15 protein-coding genes are annotated in these 13,630 nt (G+C 67.7%); 5 read left to right on the plus strand and 10 right to left on the minus strand.

The features are described 5' to 3' along the window. Positions 1–654, plus strand: a 654-nt coding sequence (locus tag H0524_RS06310) for a S1 family peptidase (protein ID WP_180197813.1), incomplete at its 5' end; no start/stop codon positions are given. 46 nt (positions 655–700) lie between these two features. Here H0524_RS06310 and H0524_RS06315 read toward each other — a convergent pair. Then, on the minus strand, positions 701–1,396 hold the full coding sequence (locus tag H0524_RS06315; protein ID WP_180197814.1) for a pentapeptide repeat-containing protein: 696 nt from the start codon (positions 1,394–1,396) through the stop codon (positions 701–703). 101 nt (positions 1,397–1,497) lie between these two features. Between H0524_RS06315 and H0524_RS06320 the strand changes: the two genes are divergently transcribed. Then, positions 1,498–1,695, plus strand: coding sequence for a hypothetical protein (locus H0524_RS06320; RefSeq protein WP_180197815.1), 198 nt, complete (start codon positions 1,498–1,500; stop codon positions 1,693–1,695). Positions 1,696–1,731: 36 nt separating this feature from the next. Here H0524_RS06320 and H0524_RS06325 read toward each other — a convergent pair whose 3' ends face one another. Then, positions 1,732–2,070: a hypothetical protein gene (locus H0524_RS06325; RefSeq protein ID WP_180197816.1), complete on the minus strand. Its 339-nt coding sequence runs from the start codon at positions 2,068–2,070 to the stop codon at positions 1,732–1,734. A 502-nt stretch (positions 2,071–2,572) separates the two neighbouring features. Here H0524_RS06325 and H0524_RS06330 point away from each other — a divergent pair. The 3 genes from H0524_RS06330 to H0524_RS06340 all read left to right on the plus strand — a co-directional run bounded on the left by H0524_RS06330 (position 2,573) and on the right by H0524_RS06340 (position 4,814). Next, the gene (locus H0524_RS06330; protein WP_180197817.1) at positions 2,573–3,382 is read left to right on the plus strand and encodes a helix-turn-helix transcriptional regulator; all 810 of its coding nucleotides are present in this window, start codon (positions 2,573–2,575) and stop codon (positions 3,380–3,382) included. Beyond that, positions 3,379–3,561, plus strand: coding sequence for a DUF397 domain-containing protein (locus tag H0524_RS06335; RefSeq protein ID WP_026184770.1), 183 nt, complete (start codon positions 3,379–3,381; stop codon positions 3,559–3,561). The genes H0524_RS06330 and H0524_RS06335 overlap by 4 nt, the downstream gene beginning before the upstream one ends. 179 nt (positions 3,562–3,740) lie before the next feature. Further along, the gene (locus H0524_RS06340; protein WP_180197818.1) at positions 3,741–4,814 is read left to right on the plus strand and encodes a nitroreductase/quinone reductase family protein; all 1,074 of its coding nucleotides are present in this window, start codon (positions 3,741–3,743) and stop codon (positions 4,812–4,814) included. A 182-nt stretch (positions 4,815–4,996) separates the two neighbouring features. On the opposite strand, the gene H0524_RS06345 is transcribed toward H0524_RS06340, so the two are convergent. From H0524_RS06345 to H0524_RS06380, 8 genes are all read right to left on the minus strand, one after another. Further along, a complete protein-coding gene (locus tag H0524_RS06345) occupies positions 4,997–5,500 on the minus strand; it encodes a hypothetical protein (RefSeq protein ID WP_180197819.1) in 504 nt (167 codons plus the stop codon). 13 nt (positions 5,501–5,513) lie between these two features. After that, the gene (locus H0524_RS06350) at positions 5,514–7,115 is read right to left on the minus strand and encodes an alpha/beta hydrolase (RefSeq protein ID WP_180197820.1); all 1,602 of its coding nucleotides are present in this window, start codon (positions 7,113–7,115) and stop codon (positions 5,514–5,516) included. Next, entirely contained in the window at positions 7,112–7,426 is a 315-nt protein-coding gene (locus tag H0524_RS06355; RefSeq protein WP_180197821.1) for a type VII secretion target, read from the minus strand. Before H0524_RS06355 ends, H0524_RS06350 begins: the two co-directional genes overlap by 4 nt. Before the next feature lie 119 nt (positions 7,427–7,545). Continuing rightward, positions 7,546–8,316, minus strand: coding sequence for a MerR family transcriptional regulator (locus H0524_RS06360; RefSeq protein ID WP_180197822.1), 771 nt, complete (start codon positions 8,314–8,316; stop codon positions 7,546–7,548). Positions 8,317–8,342: 26 nt separating this feature from the next. After that, positions 8,343–9,104, minus strand: coding sequence for an ABC transporter permease (locus H0524_RS06365; RefSeq protein ID WP_180197823.1), 762 nt, complete (start codon positions 9,102–9,104; stop codon positions 8,343–8,345). Next, a complete protein-coding gene (locus H0524_RS06370) occupies positions 9,101–9,943 on the minus strand; it encodes an ABC transporter ATP-binding protein (RefSeq protein WP_180197824.1) in 843 nt (280 codons plus the stop codon). Before H0524_RS06370 ends, H0524_RS06365 begins: the two co-directional genes overlap by 4 nt. A 69-nt stretch (positions 9,944–10,012) precedes the next feature. Then, a complete protein-coding gene (locus H0524_RS06375) occupies positions 10,013–11,065 on the minus strand; it encodes a ribonucleotide-diphosphate reductase subunit beta (RefSeq protein WP_180198048.1) in 1,053 nt (350 codons plus the stop codon). After that, the gene (locus H0524_RS06380) at positions 11,062–13,500 is read right to left on the minus strand and encodes a ribonucleoside-diphosphate reductase subunit alpha (protein ID WP_180197825.1); all 2,439 of its coding nucleotides are present in this window, start codon (positions 13,498–13,500) and stop codon (positions 11,062–11,064) included. The genes H0524_RS06375 and H0524_RS06380 overlap by 4 nt, the downstream gene beginning before the upstream one ends. Positions 13,501–13,630: the final 130 nt, after the last annotated feature.

Consider the following 13,630-nt stretch of genomic DNA (forward strand, 5'->3'; position numbering starts at 1 on the left):
AAACTCACCCAAGTCAAAGCAGCAGCCGCCCGCACCAACGGCGCCGTCCGCATCGAAGCCCACACCGGCACCCTCAGCACCGACGTCATCGGCGGCGAAAAGGTCTGGAACCAGAAATACCGCTGCAGCCTGGGCTTCAATGTGAAGGACGACAACGACTACTACTTCCTCACCGCCGGGCACTGCATCACCGGGACCGAAAACTGGTATGCGGACTCCAGCAGGACAGACCTGATGGGAGCCGCGATCCACAAGAGCTGGCCGGGAGACGACTACGGCATCGTCCGCTACGAAGAAGGAAAGCACGGCTACGGCCACGTCAAGGTCGACGGCAGCTGGCGGGATATCACCGCCCGCGGCTACGCCTGGGTCGGCCAGGACGTCACCCGCACCGGCTCCACCACCGGGACACACAGCGGCACAGTGCTCGCTGTTGACGGCACGGCCAACTATCCGGAAGGCCCAGTCTACGACCTGATCGTCACCGACATCTGCTCCGCCTCGGGCGACAGCGGCGGCGCTGTCTTCGCTGACAACTTCGCACTTGGAATCCACTCCGGCGGCCAGGGTGGCGGCTGCCCCAACGACAACGCCCGCGGCTACCACCAGCCGGTGGTGGAGGCCCTGGACGCGTACGACGCCTGGGTCTACTGACCCACCAGTGCCACGGCGGGCCGCCAGCAGTGTCGGCGGCCCGCCGTCAGCCCTCAACGCGGATGCCGGCCGCCTGGGCCAGGCCGTACGAGAGGCTGATCAGATCTTCGTGGTCCACCACGGCGCCACGCCAACTGGAGAAGTCGCCGACACCGGCCAGGGTGCAGCCCCGAAACCGGGTGCCCTCCATCGACGCGTGATGGAACACCGCCCCGGTCAGGTCGCAGCTCCGAAACGTCGCACCCCGCAGGTCCGCGTTGGTGAAGTCGGCGCCCTGAAGGTTGCAGTCCTCGAACCGCACCGCGTCAAAGGTCGTCATCCGCCACGCCGACAGGTCCACGCGGCACCCCACCAGGGTCACATCCCGCAGTACGCCGTCCGCCACCGTCACGCCGGTCATCCTGCACTGCTCCAGCCGCACCCGGGCCAGCTCTCCGCCGTCGGCGCGCAGATTTGCCCAGCTGGAATCCGTCACCAGGCAGTCGGTCAACACCACCTGATCCAGCCGGCACTCGGAGAGGTCCGCCCCACGGAACCGGCACTGCCGAAAAGTCACCGTGGCGGCGTCCTGGCCGGCCAGCCGCACCCGGTAGAGCGCCTGGCGTTCCAGCGTCGACTCCGGCTCCAGCGCCGTCGCCTCGCAGTGGCTGACCTCGGTCGGGGGGACCGGGCTACGGGGTTCTCGCTGCTTCCGTGAGCCGGTGGCACGTCGCGGCGCAGAGGATCGGGCAGGCACACCCACATCCTAGGACCTGGCTGTGACCGTACGGCCGACGTGTCGCGCACCGACGTGGGCGCTGGCGCGACTAAACTCGGTGCTCGAACAAACGTGCCAATCCGGGGGTGCAGGTGTCGAACAATCCCGTAAACCTGAACTGGGTCTTCCGGCCCGATCGCGCCGACCAGGACCGGATCGCCGAGCATGCCGGTAAGCCGATTCACGCCGTGCAGCGGCACGCCGACGATGGGAGCCGGGTGGAGGTTGTCCTCGTTGACGGCGCCCGGGTGCAGGCGTACCGACATGAGGTCGTGCTCGGCTGACCGGCGACTGGGGCTCGCGGTCCGCCACCGCGGGCCTCACCCCGGGCCCGTTCCGGCCGACCGCCGGAACGGCCCCCAGGCGACGAAGCGGTCGAACAGCTCCCGTGGGTTTGGTCCGTCGTGGGGGTTGAGGTGGTAGAGGTCGTGCATGGCTTCGTAGCAGAGTCCGGCGAGGTAGATGGTGAGGCTTGGGTGCCGGGTGTCGTATTCGGCTTTGAGGAGGAGGCGGGCTTCGGCGCAGGGCCAGGGGTGGCCGCAGGCGCGGCAGGCCCACATGGGTCGTAGTGGTGTGTGGGGTGGCCGGTTTCCTGTTCGGTGGCGGGGGTGTTGGGGGTGGGGGCCGAGTCGTGGTTGGGGGAGGTGGTGGTGGTTCACCAGCGGCCTCCGTTGGCTCGCCACTCCTGGGCGGGGGTGAGTCGGCCGACGCGTCCGGGTTGGGGTTCGGCGAGGGTGGGTTGGGTCATCCACGCCGGCAGGTTGACCGGCAGGCTCGCTGGCCGGGTTGGTGGCCGATTTGGTGGCCGGTTCGCCGGCCGGTTTGGTGGTGGTACCGCGGGACGGTACGGGGCGTTCGATCGGTGCGCCCCGGTCGGCGGCTTGTTCCTCCGGCGGCGGCTGAACCAACGGATCTTCACGACTACCTCCTGGTGTCCTTGGACAGGGCCCCACCCGCTCTTGCCGAATGCGGGCGGGGCCCTGGGCAGGACCCATCCCCGCTACCCTCGGCGAAGAACAGGTCCGCATGAGTGACAGTCTCGATAGGACCGGCCGGGTTTCGATACCTGCTCACGCTGATCGAGCAGATCTTGGGCCTGATTGGGCAGCGATGGGCAGCCGTGAGGAGACGCGCGAAAAACCGAGCAGAAAGTGGGCAGCGATGGGCAGTGTCATGGACTACGTGCTGATGGAGCTTCGCTTACTTCGCCAAACCCTGGCTCTCAGTCAGGAGGACTTCGGCCGCAGCATCGGCTACTCGGCGTCGCACGTGAGCGCCGTCGAGACCGGCGGCCGTCCCCTCACGCCGGACTACGCGGTCGCGGTCGACCGGGCCCACGACCCCGCGTTCCGGGAGGGTCAGGACGGCCGATTCAGCCGGATGCTCCGGCAACTCGCCAAGGCCGACCCGGACTGGTTGCGCGAGTGGATCGAGTTCGAGCAGGAAGCGACCCTACTCCGCTGGTACGAGCCGGCGTGGGTACCCGGCCTGCTACAGACGGAGGCATACGCGCGGGCAACCCTGTCGCACAACCTGCTCTACACCGATGACCTTGAGCAGCGGGTATTTTCCCGACTTGGGCGGCAAGCGATTCTCTCCGGTGACCAGCCCGTCCAACTCGTGGCGGTCATCGACGTGATGGTGCTCCGCCGGCCGGTGGTCGGCCAGCCGGGCGTGCTGGCCGAGCAGGTCGCCCACCTGGTGAAGATGGCGGAGCTACCGCACGTGCAGATCCTCGTGGTGCCAGACGAGGCCGGCATCTACCCTGGGCTACAGGGCGGCTTCATCCTGGCCACTCTCGGCGACGGCTCGATGGTGACCCACCTCGATCACCAGGTGCGCGCGCAGGTGGTGAACGGAGCCGATGACCTTGCTACCCTCCAGCGAACGTGGGAGGCGGTCCGGGGTGAGGCCCTCCCCCGCAGGCAGTCCCTCGACCTGATCAAAAAGGCGGCGCAGACATGGACATGACTGGTGCCCGGTGGCACAAATCAACGCGGTCCGGATCCAACGGCGGGTCGTGCGTCGAGGTGGCCGACAACCTGCCCAGCGTCGTGCTCGTGCGCGACACCAAGGACCGGGACGGCGGCACCCTCCAGTTCCACCCGACGGTGTGGCAAACCTTCGTCGACTTCGCCAAGCGACACTGACCAGCCCCGGAAAAGGCCCGGCTCCCTCACGGAGGCCGGGCCTTTTCCGCGTCTACTGCCGTTAACGACGGACCCTAACCCGCTCGGTGATCCGCGCCTCGCGCATGGCACAGCCCCTACTGAATTCCAGCGGGGAACTGCTTGACCTCAATCTAGGTTGAGGTTAAAAAATTGGACTCATGAGCAACGTGGACGGCAAGCTACACGTGGACATGGTGCTGGACTTCATCTGCGTGCACTCGTACATCGGCTTCACCAGGCTGGAGCGCGCCGTGGCCCGATGGCGAGAGCAGGGCGGTGACATCGAGATCCGGTTCGCGCCGTTCGAGCTGGCACCCGGGGCGCCGACAACGGGATCGCCACTGTTGGAGGCGCTGGAGCAAACGTTCGGCGCAGCGGCCGTCGGCAGCGTTGGTCACCTGGCTGCCGCAGCCACGCAGGACGGCCTGGAGTTGCACTACGAGCGGGCGATCGCCACCGGCACCTTCGGCGCGCACACCCTGGTCGCTCGCGCGGCCCGGCAGAATCTGGCGGAGCGGGCGGTTGAGCGGCTCTTCCGGGCGCATTTCACCGACGGGCTGAACATCGGCGACCCGCACACGCTGGACCGGCTCGCGGAGGAGTTGGGCGTAACATCCGACGACGCAGGAGTCGAGCAACAAGTACGCGAAGGCCTGCGCCTGGTTCGGGAGGCGGGGGCCACCAGTGTGCCGATCGTCCGCTTCACCGACGACCGGACCTTCGTGGGTGAACAGCCTGAGGAGGTCTACTGGAACGCCATCCAGGCGACGGCCAGGCCGGGGGCCGCTCCGGAGCCGGCTGCCAACGGGGTGGAGAACAGTAAGGTGCCCTGGGTGTCCAGCCACATTCAGCAGTACCTGGCCACCGGCGGCGAGGTGGGCCACGACTATTACGGGTACCCGTCGCTGCTGCTGACGTACAAGGGACGGCGCAGTGGCAAGCTCTACCGCACTGCCCTCATCTACGGCCGCGACGGCGACAGCTTCGTGGTGGCCGGTTCAAACGGAGCCAAGCCCCGCAACCCGCTGTGGTACGAGAACCTGATGGCCGAGGCCGAGGCGTCGGTGCAGGTGAAGACGGAGAAGTTCACGGTCACGGCGCGCCCGGCAACGCCGGACGAGCGCGAGCGGCTCTGGCCCTTGATGACGGGCATCTTCCCGCAGTACCTCGAGTACGAGAAGCAGACCACCCGCGAGATCCCGGTCGTCGTCCTGGACCCCCGCCAGGACTGAGCGCGGGGTGCAGGCCGCGCCCCTGGATCGCCGGCTCCCGGGCCTGCCCCGGCGTCCGCTGAAGATCTATCGACATGACCCCAGCGTGCAAGGTTGACGCTGCGTCAAGGTCAAGCCCGAAACCACCCGCGTTTCGCTACCGACCGCACCACCTCGCCGGTCGACTGGATGTGACCCCGCCACTACTGCGGCCCAGGCGTCCCAAACTCCCACACACAAGGTGAGCTAGCACCCAGGCGGACATCGTAATGCCCACCCCGATCATAAGTACGAACCGAAAGCTTGTAGCCATCGTCGGTTCGGACGAAGTAGCGGTGCTGGTTGCTAGAATTCTCGTCGATAAATGCCGTGTAGCCCCTGCGCTCCCAGAACTCGGAAAGGATCGACAAAACATCGGTCTCCGACCACGTGCCGGAGACGGGCGGGATAACCTGAGCGCTTCGCTCCGAGAGCACCGGCCCGGTGGAAAGATCGCACGGGACACCATCCAAGTTAGGACGTCTATCGATAGTAGCGTCGGACGGCAACTGGGCGATCGCCTCCTGCAGAATCTCCTCAACTCGTTCAGCCGCTTGCGCAAGCGTCTCGGTAGGTTGCATAGCGCTATCCTTTCCCAAACAGCCAGCCGTCGTAAATGCGATCAAGACAGCCGCGGTCAGCACGGCACCTACCCGCCGATAAGCCATGTCAGTTCACCTTTTATCCAGCTTGACCGGTGACAATCTCTGCAATATTTGTGCGCGCAGTATTATTTTCTTCCCAGTAGGCGGAGTGGGCGCCGGTCATATCAGAGAAGCTACCCGGGTCACTGCGGAAAACCCGCGCCCCGAAGTCAGCCTCACTGGGATCCTTGCCGTGCGTGGAACCCCAGTCCGGAACCAAACCAATAATGTCATGCTTCGCCGTGGTGGCCCAAACCTGATCGGGGCGCAGGCCAGCCAACTCGGAAGCGTGATCAACGCCAACACCAGGCGAACCGACGAACACCACAGCATCAGCATCGAAGTCAGAGTCCCGAGCGGCGTGACCGATAACCGTAGAGCCATAACTATGACCAAGCACCGTGTTGCGCGACGGGCTCTCCGCATCGTGAGTAGCCCGCAGCCCACTCTGGAACCTGTCTAGGACCGGACCGCCGCCCTCGGCGTATGATTCTCCACCAGCATCAGAAATCGCGTCCGGCGCGTCGTAGCCATACCAGTAGACCACCGACGTCTTCTCACCCCCCGCCGCCCAAGCGGCGTCCTGGGCCATGGCGTCCATACGCTTCAGCCCGCCACCGGCACTGGAAAGTTGCTCGCCAGTGCCCGGCACGTAGGTGAGCACATTCTCGGCGGTGTCCGGGTTGCCGACCGAGACGATCGCCCGACCGTCCCCGTCGCTGGAGAACCCGATGAGGTACGCCTCCGGCCGATTCGGATCGTTCAACCGGGAGGTAATCGCGTCGATGCCCCGCAGCTTACTGGCCAGCTCAGCACGCCCGCGCTCGAGCAATAGCCTCGTATCGGCCGGCAGGAGTTCGTGATCGTAAGGATGCTCATTAGCAGCGCGAAACGCCTGTTGCAATAGATCACTCTGACGCTCCAACACCGTACGGTTGGCCACGTCCCGATCAGAGATCGGAATGCCGTCCAGCTGCCCGACCAGGTCCGGGAACTCCCGCAACGCCTGCTCCTGCTGCAACGGAGTCAACGACTCCCACCACGCATGAATCTCAGCCGGACTCCGCCCCGCCTGCGCCTCCAACACCCCACGAGAAACCCCATCGAGCTGACCCGTCCCGAAACCCACCCGCGGCGACGGCACATTAACCGCAATGGCATTAGCAGTCGCATCATCCTGCGCCCGCGCATACTCCACCACCGTCGGCAAATACTGAAGCACCGACTCGGTAGCCCGACTGGCACGATCCAAGCCACCAGCCATGTCCGCCGACGGCGGCGGCGCAGTCGCCCCAGTCACCATGTCCACCCGATAACCAGCCACCCGCGCCGAAGCGACAATCTCCTCTGCCTGCCGCCGCAACCCCACCATCGCGTACGCGTGCTGCTCCAACGCATCCGCGACCCGCTTCGCCGGGTTGTACGCGTTACTCACCTCAGCCCGCAACGCCTCGCCCTTGCCCACCGCAGCCGCCGAAGCCCGACCGTCCGGCCACACATGAACAAGATCCCGGCTCCCCCGGATCAGCTGCTCAGCGGCATCGTCGATCCCCTGCGCAAGCTGACCCCACACCCGCGCCGACTCATGCCACGGATCCGGCCGGAAATCGAGCACATCCCGCAACGTCAGATCACTCACCGCGGTAGCACCCCCGAGCGCCGCAACCCATCAGCGTTCACCTCATCCGCGGCCCGATACTCCCGCGCCGAAGCGCTCAAATCCGCACCGAAGCCATCCAACTCCTCCACCAGCCGGCGCAGCTCCGCCAGCCATGCCCGCTCCGCACCCTGCGCCGCGACCACCGCAGCCGAACCCGGCGGCGACGCCGGCGCCAGCCCGGCACCAGCCACCCGCACCGACTCCCGCAACATCGCCGCCGTCGCCTCCACCTGCGCCCCCACACTCTCCAGGGCGTCCACATCAACCGCGAATCCCGGATGCATCAGCACCTCCCCCTCGTGCGACCCCGCACAGTATCGAAGGTTCGCCAGCTTGGATGTAACAGCAGCCGTCGCGATGGATCATCCAGAGTGACCATGAGTGCACGGGTTCGGCCGCGGGCTCGGGCTCAGGGCTTGCGCCTCTCCACCCGACTCCATCCGGTCCAGCCACGTTCGGCGAGCAACTCGGCCAGCCGGGCGACGACGGGGTGGGCACCAAAGGAGAACGAATCCAGCAACCGGACGAACGCCTGGTCCGGAATCAACTCGTCCTGCTGGTCCAGCACCCCGTTCGCCGCCGCCTCCTCGTACTGGTCGCTCAGCAGGTCCGCGATCTCGCGCAGTAGATCGTCGTTCTCCGATTCCACCTCGAGTCGGCTGAGGAGCTGGTAGAGCCGGCGGACCTTCGGGTCAGCGAGCTGAGCCACCTTGTCGGCGATGATCTCCGTGATCGTCTCCGGGAAGCGCGCGGCCATCAGGATCCACGCGTCGCGCTCCGCCTCGACGAGCATCGGCGGTGCGCCGATGCCCCGGAGCCGCTTCAGGTAGTCGGCCACCTCCTCGGGGACCGCCAGCGACTCGACGGAGCCCAGCTGCGCGACCCGCCGCCGGTGCTCCTGGAGGGTGCGGATCCGCGCCCGCAGCTCCCGGTCGACCTCGATCCTCGCAGCGGCGAACGTCTCCGGGTCGGCATCGAGCAGCTCCCGGACCCGGGCCAGCGGGACGCCGGCCTCGGCGAGGGTCCGGATCCGGATCAGGCGCAGCACCGCGGCGGCGTCGTAGCTCCGGTAGCCGGAGGCGTCGCGTTCCGGCTCCGGCAGGAGCCCGATCTGGTGGTAGTGCCGCACCGCACGGATGGAAACCCCGGCGTAGGAGGCCAGCCGCCCGATCGTCAGCATGGCTACCTCCCCGCCGGGTCCCAACGTCACGTGACCTTGCGATGGTAGACGGCCCTGGCTACGACGTACGCGACCGCGAACAGGCCGACGCACCAGGCGAGGGCGACCCACAGGTCGGCGCCGACCTGCTGCTGCGCCAACAGACCGCGGACCGTGTCGATGATGGAGGTGACCGGCTGGTTCTCGGCGAAGGCGCGTACCGGGCCGGGCATGCTCTCCGTGGGCACGAACGCCGAGCTGATAAACGGCAGGAAGATGAGCGGATAGGAGAAGGCGCTCGCCCCCTCCACGGACGTCGCGGCCAGCCCGGGGATAACGGCCAGCCAGGTCAGAGCCAGGGTGAACAACAGCATGATCCCCGCGACCGCCAACCAGGCCAGCACGCCCGCCCCGGAGCGGAACCCCATCGCGAGGGCGACCAGCACCACCACCACGAGCGAGATCAGGTTGGCGACCAGCGAGGTCAGCACGTGCGCCCACAGTACGGCCGAGCGGGCGATCGGCATGGACTGGAACCGTTCGAAGATGCCGCCCTTCATGTCCAGGAAAAGCCGGTACGCGGTGTAGGAGATGCCCGACGCCACAGTAATGAGCAGGATGCCGGGGAGCAGGTAGTTCACATAGTTATCCGAGCCGGCGTCGACCGCACCGCCGAAGACGTAGACGAAGAGCAGCATAAGGACGATCGGCGTGATCGCGGTCGTGATGATGGTGTCCAGGCTGCGGGCGATGTGGCGCAGGGAACGCTGGGTCAGGGCGGTGGTGTCGCTGAGGAAGTTGCCGGTCATCGGGGGTCCTTAGCTGCTCGTACCGGTGCGGTGGATGCGGTCGGCACGGCGGTGTCCCCGCCGCCGACGATGGCCAGGAAGATGTCCTCCAGGGACGGCTGCTTCTCGACGTACTCCACGGTCGCGGGCGGGAACAGCCGCCGCAGTTCGGCGAGCGTGCCGTTGGCGATGATGCGCCCCTCGTGCAGGACCGCGATCCGGTCCGCGAGCTGCTCGGCCTCGTCCAGATACTGGGTGGTGAGCAGCACCGTCGTACCCTGGCTGGCGAGTTCCCGGACGGCCTGCCACACCTCCAGCCGCGCCTGCGGGTCCAGCCCGGTCGTCGGCTCATCGAGGAAAATCACCGGTGGTTTCCCCACCAGACTCATCGCGAGGTCGAGGCGACGACGCATCCCACCCGAGTACGTCGCCACCCGGCGGTTCGCCGCGTCGGTGAGGGCGAAGCGGGCCAGCAGGTCATCCGCGACCCGACCCGGCTCCCGCTGCCGCCGCAGCCGGGCGACCAGCACCAGATTCTCCCGCCCGCTGAGAACCTCGTCGACCGCGGCGAACTGCCCGGTCAGGCTGATCGACGCACGCACCTTTCCCGCCTGCGCGGCAACGTCGAAGCCGTTCACGGTGGCCGCACCGGCATCCGAGCGCAGCAGCGTGGACAGGATCCGTACCACCGTGGTCTTGCCCGCCCCGTTGGAGCCGAGCAGCGCGAAGACGCTGCCCGGCGCGACGTCGAAGTCGACGCCGCGTAGCACCTGCAGCTCCTGGAAGGACTTGTGTAGGCCGCGTACCTGGATCGCCGGCTCCCGGCTCTGCCCCGGTACCTGCTGAAGATCTATCGACATGACCCCAGCGTGCAGGGTTGACGCTGCGTCAAGGTCAAGCCCGAAACCAACCGCGCGCCCAGCTTCGGATCAGAAGTCGTCGTCGAAGGTGACGCTCCCGCTGACGCCCATCTGGTACGCCGACACCCGCCGCTCGAAGAAGTTCGACAACTCCTGTACGTCCTGCAACTCCATGAAGGCGAACGGGTTCTGGCTGCCGTACATCGGGGTGATCCCCAGCGTGACCAGCCGCCGGTCCGCGACGTGCTGGAGGTATTCCCGCATGTCGGCCAGGGACAGCCCGGACACCCCCTGCTCGAGCAGATCCGCGGCGAACTGGACCTCGCAGTCGACCGCCTCCGCCATCATCTCCCGGACCTGCTGCTCCAGGTCGGCGTCGAAGAGGTCCGGCTCCTCGGCGCGGGCGGTCTCCACCACGTCGAAGGCGAAGGCCATGTGCATGGACTCGTCGCGGAACACCCAGTTGGTGCCGGACGCGAGACCGTTGAGCAGACCCCGGGAGCGGAGGAAGTAGACATAGGCGAAGGCGCCGTAGAAGAACAGGCCCTCGATGCAGGCGGCGAAGCAGATCAGGTTGAGCAGAAACGCCCGCCGGTCCGCCCGGGTCCGCAGCTCCCGCAGCTCGAAGATCGAGTCGATCCACCGGAAGCAGAACTCGGCCTTGCGGGCGATCGAGGGAATGTTCTCCACCGCCGCGAACGCCGCGAACCGCTCCTTCTCCTCCGGCACGTAGGTGTCCAGCAGGTTCAGGTAGAACTGGACGTGCACCGCCTCTTCGAAGAGCTGCCGGGACAGGTAGAGCCGGCCCTCCGGGGAGTTGACGTGCTGGTAGAGGTTGAGCACCAGGTTGTTGGCGACGATCGTGTCGCCGGTGGCGAAGAACGCGACCAGCCGGGACACCAGGTGCCGCTCGGCCGGGGAGAGCTTCGCCAGGTCGGCGAGGTCGGAGTGCAGGTCCACCTCCTCCACCGTCCAGGTGTTCTTGATCGCCTCCTTGAACCGGTCGAAGAAGTGCGGGTACCGCATCGGGCGCAGGGTCAGATCCATGCCGGGGTCGAGCAGCAGCTGCCGCCCGCCACCGGTCCCGGCGGTCGCGGTACGGGTCTCGGCGTCGGTGGTCATTGGCATGCCTCGCAGCTTTCGGGGTTTTCCAGGGAGCAGGCCAGCGCCTCGGCGTCGGCCCCGGCGGAGCTCGACGGGGTCGGGGTGACGGCGACGGTGGCCTGCTGGATCCGCGTCGCGGGACGGGACCGCAGGTAGTAGGTGGTCTTCAGCCCGGACTTCCAGGCGTACAGGTACATCGAGGAGAGCTTGCCGATCGTCGGCGCGGCCAGGAACAGGTTCAGCGACTGCGACTGGTCGATGTACGGGGCCCGGGCCGCCGCCAGGTCGATCAGCGCCCGCTGCGGCAGCTCCCACGCCGTCCGGAACAGTTCCCGCACCTCGGCGGGGAGCTCGGCGATGCCCTGCACCGACCCCTCCGCCCGCTTGATCTCGTCCCGGATCGGGGCCGTCCACAACCCGCGCGTCTTCAGCTCACCGACCAGGTAGGTGTTGACCTGCAGGAACTCGCCGGACATGGTTTCGCGCTTGAACAGGTTGGACACCTGCGGCTCGATGCACTCGTAGCAGCCGGCGATCGAGGCGATCGTCGCGGTCGGGGCGATCGCCACCAGCAGCGAGTTCCGCAGACCGTGCTCCGCGACCCGCGCCTTCAGCTCGGCCCACCGCCTCGGCTGCGCCGGCTCGGCCCCCCACAGCTCCGGGTGCAGTTCGCCCCGGGCGGCGCGGGTCTCGGCGTACGCGGGATGCGGGCCGAACCGCTCGGCGAGCTCGGCGGAGGTCTCCAACGCGGTCAGGAAGATCTCCTCCTGCACCCGGGTGGACAGCTCCCGCGCCTCGGCCGAGTCGAACGGCAGCCGCAGCGTGAAGAAGGCGTCCTGCAGCCCCATCAGCCCGAGCCCGACCGGCCGCCAACGCGGGTTGGAGGCCGCCGCCTGCTCGGCCGGGTAGTAGTTGATGTCGATCACGCGGTCGAGGAAGACCATCGCGGTACGGACGGTCTCCCGCAGCTTCGCCCAGTCCACCCCGTCGGCGCTGACGTGGGTGCCCAGGTTGACCGAGCCCAGGTTGCACACCGCGGTCTCGGCGTCGTTGTTGACCTCAAGGATCTCGGTGCAGAGATTCGACAGGTGAATCGTGTTGCCGGGCGCCCCGGTCTGGTTGGACAGCGCGTTCGAACGGTCCTTGAAGGTCATCCACCCGTTGCCGGTCTGCGCCAGGGTGCGCATCATCCGCCCGTACAGGTCCCGCGCCTTGACCGTACGGACCGCCTTCTTCTCCGCGACCCGGTAGGCGGCGTCGAACTCCGCGCCGTACAGGTCGGGCAGCTCCGGGGCGTCGGACGGGTCCACCAGCGACCAGTCGCCGTCCGCCTCGACCCGGCGCATGAACTCGTCCGGCAGCCAGTTGGCCAGGTTCAGGTTGTGCGTACGCCGGGCGTCCTCGCCGGTGTTGTCCCGCAGCTCCAGGAACTCCTCGATGTCGGGGTGCCAGGGCTCCAGGTAGACGCAGGCCGCGCCCTTACGCCGGCCGCCCTGGTTGACCGCGGCGACGCCGGCGTCGAGGGTCTTCAGGAACGGCACGATCCCGTTCGACCGGCCGTTCGTTCCCCGGATCAGCGCGCCCCGGCCGCGGACCCGCGACCAGGCGATGCCGATGCCGCCGGAGAACTTCGACAGCTTCGCGACCTGGTGGTACCGCTGGTAGATGGAGTCCAGCTCGTCGCGCGGCGAGTCGACCAGGAAACACGACGACATCTGGGTGTGCCGGGTGCCGGAGTTGAACAGCGTCGGTGAGCTGGGCAGGTACGCCAGCGACGACATCAGCCGGTAGAACCCGATCGCCTCGGCCGGCGTCCGGGACAGCCCGCAGGCCACCCGCAGCAGCCAGTACTGCGGGGTCTCCACCACCAGCCGCGACTGCGGGTGCCGCAGCAGGTAGCGGTCCGCGACCGTACGCAACCCGAAATACTCGAACCGCAGGTCGCCGGCGGGGTCCACCGCGTCGTCGAGCTTGCGGGCGTTGCGGGACACGAAGGCGGCGGTGTCGTCGCTGATCAGCCCGAGGCCGTGGGCGTACCGGATGGACTGGCTGAAGCTCGCGACCTGCTGCCCCCGGACCTCCTTGTCCACGTACGCGGCCAGCAGCCGCGCCGCCAGCCTCGAATACTGCGGCTCCTCGCCGATCAGCTCCGCCGCCGTCTGGATCGACAGCCGGTCCAGCTCGGCCGTTGTCGCCCCGTCGTACAGGCCGCTGATCGTCTTGGTCGCCACCCGCAGCGGGTCCACCTCGTTCAGGTCGCCGACCCACCGCTCCACCGCGCGGACAATCTTGTTGACGTCCACCGGCTCGGTGTCGCCGTTGCGCTTGCGGACCTCCATCACCTGCCGCCGCTGCTGCTGCGCCGCACCGGCCGGACCGTCCGTGGCGCGTTCCCGCGTCGTCGTCGTCTCCCCGGCCGGACCGCTCGTGGCACGTTCCCGCGTCGCCGTCATCTCCCCCTCCTCCACCTGCCGACAAGGTCGACGAACGCGCAGGGGGACACCACAATCATTCGCCCGGTGGCTGACCACACCGGGCGGCTGCGGGTGTCGGCCGTCCCGCGCGGCCGCCAACCGCCGCACG

This window comes from Salinispora sp. H7-4, assembly GCF_013416675.1.
Lineage (GTDB): Bacteria > Actinomycetota > Actinomycetes > Mycobacteriales > Micromonosporaceae > Micromonospora > Micromonospora vitiensis.

Excerpts from the sequence above, each read along its gene's own strand:
- H0524_RS06345 (WP_180197819.1), bottom strand. The coding sequence starts at position 5,500 with ATGGCTTATCGGCGGGTAGGTGCCGTGCTGACCGCGGCTGTCTTGATC.
- H0524_RS06370 (WP_180197824.1), bottom strand. The coding sequence starts at position 9,943 with ATGTCGATAGATCTTCAGCAGGTACCGGGGCAGAGCCGGGAGCCGGCG.
- H0524_RS06375 (WP_180198048.1), bottom strand. The coding sequence starts at position 11,065 with ATGACCACCGACGCCGAGACCCGTACCGCGACCGCCGGGACCGGTGGC.
- H0524_RS06330 (WP_180197817.1), top strand. The coding sequence starts at position 2,573 with ATGGGCAGTGTCATGGACTACGTGCTGATGGAGCTTCGCTTACTTCGC.
- H0524_RS06340 (WP_180197818.1), top strand. The coding sequence starts at position 3,741 with ATGAGCAACGTGGACGGCAAGCTACACGTGGACATGGTGCTGGACTTC.
- H0524_RS06360 (WP_180197822.1), bottom strand. The coding sequence starts at position 8,316 with ATGCTGACGATCGGGCGGCTGGCCTCCTACGCCGGGGTTTCCATCCGT.
- H0524_RS06365 (WP_180197823.1), bottom strand. The coding sequence starts at position 9,104 with ATGACCGGCAACTTCCTCAGCGACACCACCGCCCTGACCCAGCGTTCC.
- H0524_RS06380 (WP_180197825.1), bottom strand. The coding sequence starts at position 13,500 with ATGACGGCGACGCGGGAACGTGCCACGAGCGGTCCGGCCGGGGAGACG.
- H0524_RS06335 (WP_026184770.1), top strand. The coding sequence starts at position 3,379 with ATGACTGGTGCCCGGTGGCACAAATCAACGCGGTCCGGATCCAACGGC.